Consider the following 7,513-nt stretch of genomic DNA (forward strand, 5'->3'; position numbering starts at 1 on the left):
TTTAATGCTCCATCTGCTTTGCGAGAAATGAAGCTCCGATTTCCGCAGCTTTGAACTCTACTTCACCGAGACTGCGATCCTGCTTTGGAAGAATTGTGATGGAGCCGATAGCGTCTCCATGGGATAAAATTGGAACGATAATTTTTCCTGCCTCTTGGTGGCTGGTTTTGCTCTGGATAATTTTATCCAGCTCGTAATCTACCTTTTTATCCATGTAGTCCGATTTCCCGGCTCCGGAGGCTGCGACAATCTGATCCGTATCCGAAACGATTACGGTGCTCCCCAAGATGGAAGACGCGGTTTCCGCATATTCGCCGGCAAACTGTCCAAGTTCGTTGATGGGAGAATATTTTTTTAGAATCACTTCTCCGCTGCTGCTGGTATAGATTTCAAGAGGATCTCCCTCACGGATGCGGAGGACTCGTCGTATTTCCTTGGGAATTACGACCCGCCCCAGATCGTCGATCCTTCTTACAATTCCTGTTGCTTTCATAAGTTTAAATCCTTTCTTCCTTGTTTTCTTTTTCCCTCGCAACTTAGTCTTTGCGAAAATAAGTGAAATATACTGCCTTTGCAAGAAAAATAAGCCTAAAAACTTTGACATTTGCAGGCGGAAATAGTAACATGCTTATATGGAATCTGAAAAAATGGAGAATAAAATGCGAAAAATCAGAGGTTTATGGAAACTGCTGTTTGGAAGAACGACAATTCTGATTCTGATGCTCCTCGTCCAGGTAGTGGCATTAGTGGGAGGATTCGTTCTTCTGGATAAATATGTTTTTATTTTTAACTATCTTCTGGGCTTTATCTCATTGATAATTCTGCTCTATATTCTCAATGCAAGACAAAATTCTAGTTTTAAAATCACATGGATTATACTGATTCTTTTTGCGCCCTTTTTTGGCGTCATCTTTTATCTGTTTACCCGGGTTCAACCGGGAACCCGCTTTATCGGTATTCGGATAGAAGCGGCGCTGGAAGAACAGGCACCATATCTGACGCAGGATCCTTATGTGCTGGAAGCGTTGGAAGAAGAAGCTCCAGAGGCGGCAGGTCTCGCCAGGTATATTCATGACAGCGGAAAATATCCGACCTACCGAAATACTCAAATCCGCTATTTCTCTTCAGGAGAGGAAAAATTTGAAGAAATGGTGCGTCAACTGAGAGAGGCCAAAGAATTTATTTTTTTGGAATATTTTATTGTAGACAAAGGTGTTATGTGGGACACTGTACTCGAAATTCTTGAACAGAAAGTAAAAGAAGGGGTGGAAGTCCGTTTCATGTATGATGGAACCTGTTCCTTGAGTCTGCTTCCTCCGAACTATCCGCGGAAGATGAAAGCGTTGGGAATTCAGTGCAAAGTTTTTGCCCCGATCACTCCGTTCCTGTCAACGCACCAGAATAACAGGGATCATAGAAAGGTATTGGTTATTGACGGACATACGGCATTTACCGGCGGCGTCAATCTTGCCGATGAATATATCAACGAAATTGAGCGGTTTGGTCACTGGAAGGACACCGCTGTTATGCTGCGGGGAGAAGCGGTGCGCAGCTTTACCCTGATGTTTCTGCAGATGTGGGATATTCGCGAGACTATGCCGACCCCTATTGAGCCATATATGCGTTACGATTTCCAGATGGAAACCAGATTGTGGGGCGGAGGATATGTAACTCCCTATGGAGATAGTCCTTACGACAATGAGAATGTGGGAGAACGTGTTTACATGGATGTCTTGTACAGCGCGAAGAAATATGTGCATATTATGACTCCCTATTTGATTTTAGACGAAGAAATGATTACAGCATTGACATATGCAGTCAAAAGAGGGGTGGAAGTTATCATTATAATGCCACATATTCCTGATAAAATTTATGCTTATCTTCTGGCGAGAACCTACTACGGGCAGTTGATTGATGAAGGCGTGCGAATTTATGAGTATACGCCGGGTTTTGTTCACGCGAAAGTATTTACAAGCGATGATGAAAAGGCCGTTGTAGGTACGATTAATCTGGATTTTCGAAGTCTATATCTCCATTTTGAGGATGCTGTATACCTATTCCGGAATCAGGCAATCAAAGTGATAGAAAAGGACTTTCAGCGGACACTAGAAAAATGTCAGAAAATCACAAAGGAAGATTGCCGGAATTATAATGTATTTAAAAAGCTGGCCGGAAGGATTCTGCGTCTTATAGCACCTTTGATGTAGGGTTGTATTCCCATTTATTTGTGATATAATAGCTGACATTGAATGATTTCAAAAGGAGGAAAAAATGCTTTTTAAAAATATTTCGATCCTAAATGAGAGCTTTGAGATTGAAGAAAATATGTATGTTGGAATAGACGGAGAAAAAATTACTTATATTAGTAAAGAGGCTCCGAAACGAGGGTTCGGGCGAGTTTATGACGGAACAGGGAAGCTCCTTATGAGTGGTTTTGTAAATACCCATGCCCATTCACCCATGGCGTTGATGCGCGGATATGGGGAGAATATGGCTTTGCAGGACTGGCTGAATAAAAAGATTTTTCCTTTCGAGGCAAAATTAACAGGAGACGCCGTTTATTGGGCAACGATGTTGGCTATGGCGGAGTCTGTCCGTTTTGGAATCGTTTCTACCACAGATATGTATTATTTCTCCGAAGACATGGTACGGGCGATTGCGGAGAGTGGAACAAAGAATAACCTTTCACGCTCGATTACCTGCTTTGACGACTCAGAGCTGTGGGAGTTGGAGAGCGCTAAGGAAATGAAATCTCTGTTTGAAACATATCATAACGCGGAAGGCGGAAGAATTAAAGTGGATATGAGCATCCATGCCGAATATACTTCCACATCAAAAATTGTACGCCAAATGGCGGAGTATACATTTTCTATTGGGGCAAATATGCATGTTCATCTTTCGGAGACCCAGAGTGAGCATGAAGAATGTAAGGCACGACACGGCATGACACCGGCAGCGTACTTTAACCGCTTGGGCCTGTTTGATACGCCGACTACGGCGGCTCATTGTGTCTGGATAGAAGGGGAGGATTTTGAGATTCTGAAAGAAAAAGGCGTAACAGTCGCTTCAAATCCGGTGAGCAATATGAAACTGGCTAGCGGAGTCTGCAACGTTCCAAAACTTCTGGACATGGGAATTAATGTGTCCTTGGGGACGGACAGCGTTGCCAGCAATAACAGTTTGAATTATATTGAGGAAATGAAGTATTTCGCGACAGCGGCAAAAGAAAGAGTGAAAGATCCAACCGCGGTAACGCCAAAGCAGGCACTCCGGGCGGCAACTTCCTCAGGCGCTCAGTCACAAGGGAGGTCCGATACCGGTGTGTTGGCACGCGGCAAGAAAGCGGATCTGATCGTTCTGGATATCAGCGGTCCTCATATGCATCCGGTTCATAGTCTGATCAATAATCTGGTTTATTCTGCCTCCGGAAGCGATGTTGTTCTTACTATGGCGGATGGAAAGATCCTTTATGAGAATGGAAAATACTTTACGATTGATCTGGAACGGGCAGTTTATGAAACCGAGCGGGCAGCAAAAAAAATTCTGCAGGCTCTTTAAGTTGGCGTAGGAGGAATTATGGCAAAAAAATCGTTTATTCAGGGAGCGGCAGTATTGGCGGTAGCCGGATTGCTGGTTAAAGTGTTGGGAGCCATTTTTAAAATTCCGTTAGGAAATATGATCGGTGCGGATGGAATGGCCTATTATAATCCGGCTTATTATGTATATAACTTTTTTCTGACTCTGGCAACAGCAGGTATTCCGGTTGCCATTTCCAGAATGGTTTCTGAACGGGTAAGTTTTGGGCAGTTCCGGGAAGCGCACCATGTTTTCAAAATTTCCAGGGCATTGATGATGGCTATCGGGGTGGGTTCTTTTATTATTGTGTTCTTTGGCGCGGAAATTTTAGCGCAGGCTTCCAATGTACCGGGAGCAGCCATGTCTATGAGAGCGATTTCCCCGGCACTGATTTTTGTGCCGCTGATGGCTTCATATCGGGGATATTTTCAGGGGATGCAGGAAATGACGCCAACCGCGGTTTCACAGGTAGTTGAACAGGTATTCCGTGTTGTTGTAGGGCTCAGTCTTGCGTATTTCCTTTACCATGGAGCTTTAGAATTGGGGGCGGCCAGCCGATTTGATCCAAAAGAAATCGGCGCGGCAGGCGCAACGCTGGGAGCAGCGGCGGGTGCTGTCGGTGGGCTTTTGGTAATGCTGATTGTATATTTCCGGAGCAAGGGTAAGATTAAGAACCGAATTGCCAGAGAACGGAAAGGTGGACCTCGTAGCGCCAGAGAGAGCAGCCGAACCATTTTAAAGAAGATCATCGTCATCGCGCTGCCTATTACAATTGGCGCTTGCATTATGCCAATTGTTAATCTTATTGATGTAGCGATTGTTGTACGGCGTTTGATGGAGAGCGGGTTGGAGCGCGCGGTCGCGGAAAATATGTATGGGCAGCTCAGCTCTTTTGCCGGTTCGCTGATTAATTTTCCACAGGTTCTGACACAGGCAGTTGCTATGAGTCTGGTACCATTGGTGGCGGCTGCCTTTAAGCAGAGAGATTTGCCATATTTGAGAGAAAATGTGCAGTATGGACTGAGAATGTCGGTTATTCTCGGGTTGCCTTGCGCTTTGGGACTTTTCGCTCTAGCTGAACCGATTTTGGTACTTTTATATCCATCGCAACAGGCCAGCGCCATCGGAGCAGCTCCTGCGCTCATGGTAATGTCCATCGGTGTTGTGTTCCTTTCTACGGTGCAGACCCTTACCGGTGTATTGCAGGGAATTGGAAAGCAGATGATTCCTGTACGAAATCTAGCTGTTGGCGTAATCGCCAAAATTGCGATTACATGGGTTTTGACAGGAATTCCGGCAATCAACGTACTTGGCGCGGCGGCAGGAACCGTTACCGCATACCTGATTGCTTCGATTCTTAATATTCTTGCAGTGAGAAAATATACAGGAACCTATTTTGACTTTGTAGCAACTGCTGTAAAACCCTTTATTTCATCTCTGGTGATGGCAGTGTGCGCGTGGGGAAGCTATCAACTTCTCTTCGCGTTGTTAAACGGCAGCAGAATGGCGACGGTTCTCGCGATCCTTTTTGCCATTATTGTTTACGCAGTAATGGTTCTGCTTACTAGGACGATTACAAAAGACGAAATTTCGAGAATGCCGAAAGGAGAAAAGATTGTTCGGATTCTGGATAAATTTATAAAATAAGCATATAATCATAATAGAACGGCACAGGCATGCTTTTTTTCCCAAACTAGGTTAAAACTGTTGACAAAACCATTGAAAAATGGGACAATAGACGACAGAGAGAAAGTGGGGAACTAAAATAGAGATGTAACGTTCAAACGCTTGTAACAAGCAGAGTGAAGACAACCGCTTGATCAGTACAATTAATATTTAAGGAGGATTTATTGATGAACAAGGCTGAATTGGTAGCTGCAGTAGCAGAAAAAACAGGGTGTACAAAGAAAGACGCAGAGGCTGCAGTGAATGCATTTGTCGGAACCATTGAGGAAGCTCTGGTGAAAGGGGAAAAAGTACAGTTAATCGGATTTGGTACCTTCGAAACCCGCGACAGAAAGGCCAGACAGGGAAGAAACCCTAGAAAACCAGGCGAAGTTATCGATATTGCTGCATCAAAAGCTCCTGTATTCAAAGCAGGTAAAGCATTAAAGGATGCTGTGAATAAATAAGCGATTAGATAAACCAAGGACAACGCCAGTTGTCCTTATTTTTTTACAGAGGTAGATATGAGGATTGATAAATTTCTTAAAAATTCGAGGTTGATTAAAAGAAGAAGCGTTGCCAAAGAAGCGTGTGAACAGGAACGAATCTTAATCAACGACAAGGTGGCAAAACCGGGCACGGAAGTTCGGGAAGGGGACGTAATTCGGATACAGTTTGGAAACAGTGTTGTTACAGCGAAGGTTTTAAGACTGCTGGATTCCAGTAAAAAGGAAGACGCAGCGACCATGTATGAGATTATTGAATAATGAAAGGCTGCGTCTGTGAATCAGAATATGTTTTCCGCGGAAAGCGTTTCATTATAGTGTAGAAAAAACAGCTGCTCGTTTAAACTGGCAAGCTCGCCGGAAGCGTTTGACAAGTCAAAAGCTTTGATATAGTAAGCGGTTTTCTCAATCGTGCAGTCCACTTCGTTCAACTCCTGAGTGTTAAGAAAAAATGCCGCCGACTTGCGATACTGACTCCAGTCTTTCGAAAAATAGGAAAACGAGGCGTCAGCATCTTTCCAACGGCCATCTTCCACAGCTGCTATAACGCCACTAGTAAGCTGTATTTGTAAGTCATTGATTTTGTCGTTAGAATAAACAGCGAAGATGCTCCAGCCTCCGATTAAAATCCCCAGGCAGAGTGCGGAAATTATGAAGTTGCGCATAAGCTTACCTCCTTTGCTTTTCTCTTGTCTGGAGTAGAAACGTAAATGTGTAGTTTTTTCTTTTCATCATTAAAGGCAAAGAACACTTCTTTGTAAGAATGGAGATTAAGAGCGGAAAGCTGACTTTTGAGAAAGTCCTCATCCCATCCTAACGAATGAAGATTTTGACGATATAGCACTCCGTCAGAAATGAGAATGAGGGGCATCGTTTCCGGCTGCTTTTGGATGGACAAGTCCTCCGCTGTGAGAGGTTTTTTTCCCGCTTTTGGGATAATAGAAAGATCGCCGTTTGACTCCATAACGGCAAACTCTACTTCAGACAGAGCGGGAGCGTTTCCCAGGCGAAGCTGTTCCATCAGATCGTTTAAAGAAATACGAAGATTTTTTAATTCTTTTTCGTTGATTTCCCCATTTTCAATTAAGATACTGGGTTTTCCGTTGATGAAATTTTTAAACCGTTCACTTTTAATAGAAATAGTCGAAATTAACACCTGGAGAAAAGTCAGGGTGAAAATTCCAATGGCTCCATTAATAAGAGACGCTTCTGATGCTTCAATGGGGATCGCCGCCAGTTCCGCAATCATAAAAATGACGACAAGCTGAAAGGGAGACATTTTTGATAGTTCGGATTTTCCCATAATCCGAATTGTAAACAAAACAAGAAGATAAAGAATGATAGTGCGGACTAAAATAATTAGCAACTGCATTCACCTCCATAAAACATATATCTTGTATTGTTCCCCTAATTATTTTGAGATATTCGAAGTAATTACATCAAGGCTTTTAGGTTTATCAAAAAAGAGAGGAAAAGGGATTGACAAGGAGGAGGGGATCTGGTAATATAAACAAGCTGTCTCAGAGAGGCCGCGGGAGCGGCGAGAGGGGCTGAAAAAAAGGGAAAAAAGTTCTTGACAAACAGCCTGAAATGAGATAGAATAAAAAAGCTCGCCAAGAGCGGGCGAAGAAATCCCGAAAGGGATGCGAACCATGAAAATTTCATAGCATAGAAATCCAGCGAACGGGAGTCGAGAGGCTTCCGGGAGATGGAAGGAAGACGGACAAGAAGAAAACAACTTGAACGTTTCCGGAAATTCCAAAAAA

The 7,513-nt window shown here is 43.6% G+C and carries 9 protein-coding genes; 5 read left to right on the forward strand and 4 right to left on the reverse strand.

What is annotated here, in order from left to right:
• Window position 1: 1 nt before the first annotated feature.
• A complete protein-coding gene (locus H9L42_RS14005; protein ID WP_187304030.1) occupies window positions 2-493 on the reverse strand; it encodes a stage V sporulation T C-terminal domain-containing protein in 492 nt (163 codons plus the stop codon).
• 166 nt (window positions 494-659) lie between these two features.
• Between H9L42_RS14005 and cls the strand changes: the two genes are divergently transcribed.
• The 5 genes from cls (at window position 660) to H9L42_RS14030 (ending at window position 6,008) form a co-directional block, all read left to right on the forward strand.
• Window positions 660-2,207: a cardiolipin synthase gene (cls, locus tag H9L42_RS14010; RefSeq protein ID WP_187304031.1), complete on the forward strand. Its 1,548-nt coding sequence runs from the start codon at window positions 660-662 to the stop codon at window positions 2,205-2,207.
• A gap of 64 nt (window positions 2,208-2,271) precedes the next feature.
• The gene (locus H9L42_RS14015; RefSeq protein WP_187304032.1) at window positions 2,272-3,558 is read left to right on the forward strand and encodes an amidohydrolase; all 1,287 of its coding nucleotides are present in this window, start codon (window positions 2,272-2,274) and stop codon (window positions 3,556-3,558) included.
• A gap of 18 nt (window positions 3,559-3,576) precedes the next feature.
• Window positions 3,577-5,223, forward strand: coding sequence for a putative polysaccharide biosynthesis protein (locus H9L42_RS14020; protein WP_187304033.1), 1,647 nt, complete (start codon window positions 3,577-3,579; stop codon window positions 5,221-5,223).
• Between the two features lie 206 nt (window positions 5,224-5,429).
• Window positions 5,430-5,708 (forward strand): HU family DNA-binding protein, encoded by a 279-nt coding sequence (locus tag H9L42_RS14025; RefSeq protein WP_187304034.1) that lies wholly within the window; start codon window positions 5,430-5,432, stop codon window positions 5,706-5,708.
• A gap of 57 nt (window positions 5,709-5,765) precedes the next feature.
• Entirely contained in the window at window positions 5,766-6,008 is a 243-nt protein-coding gene (locus H9L42_RS14030; RefSeq protein ID WP_187304035.1) for an RNA-binding S4 domain-containing protein, read from the forward strand.
• Between the two features lie 20 nt (window positions 6,009-6,028).
• Here the strand turns inward: H9L42_RS14030 and H9L42_RS14035 are convergent, their stop codons facing one another.
• The 3 genes from H9L42_RS14035 to H9L42_RS16840 all read right to left on the reverse strand — a co-directional run.
• Window positions 6,029-6,412: a DUF4363 family protein gene (locus H9L42_RS14035; protein ID WP_187304036.1), complete on the reverse strand. Its 384-nt coding sequence runs from the start codon at window positions 6,410-6,412 to the stop codon at window positions 6,029-6,031.
• Window positions 6,397-7,113, reverse strand: a complete 717-nt coding sequence (locus H9L42_RS14040) for a DUF421 domain-containing protein (protein ID WP_187304037.1) — start codon at window positions 7,111-7,113, stop codon at window positions 6,397-6,399. The genes H9L42_RS14035 and H9L42_RS14040 overlap by 16 nt, the downstream gene beginning before the upstream one ends.
• Window positions 7,114-7,158: 45 nt before the next feature.
• Window positions 7,159-7,513, reverse strand: a 355-nt coding sequence (locus H9L42_RS16840) for a hypothetical protein (RefSeq protein WP_207734992.1), incomplete at its 5' end; no start/stop codon positions are given.

The organism is Zhenpiania hominis, from assembly GCF_014333425.1.
Classification (GTDB): Bacteria; Bacillota; Clostridia; order Peptostreptococcales; family Anaerovoracaceae; genus Hominibacterium; species Hominibacterium hominis.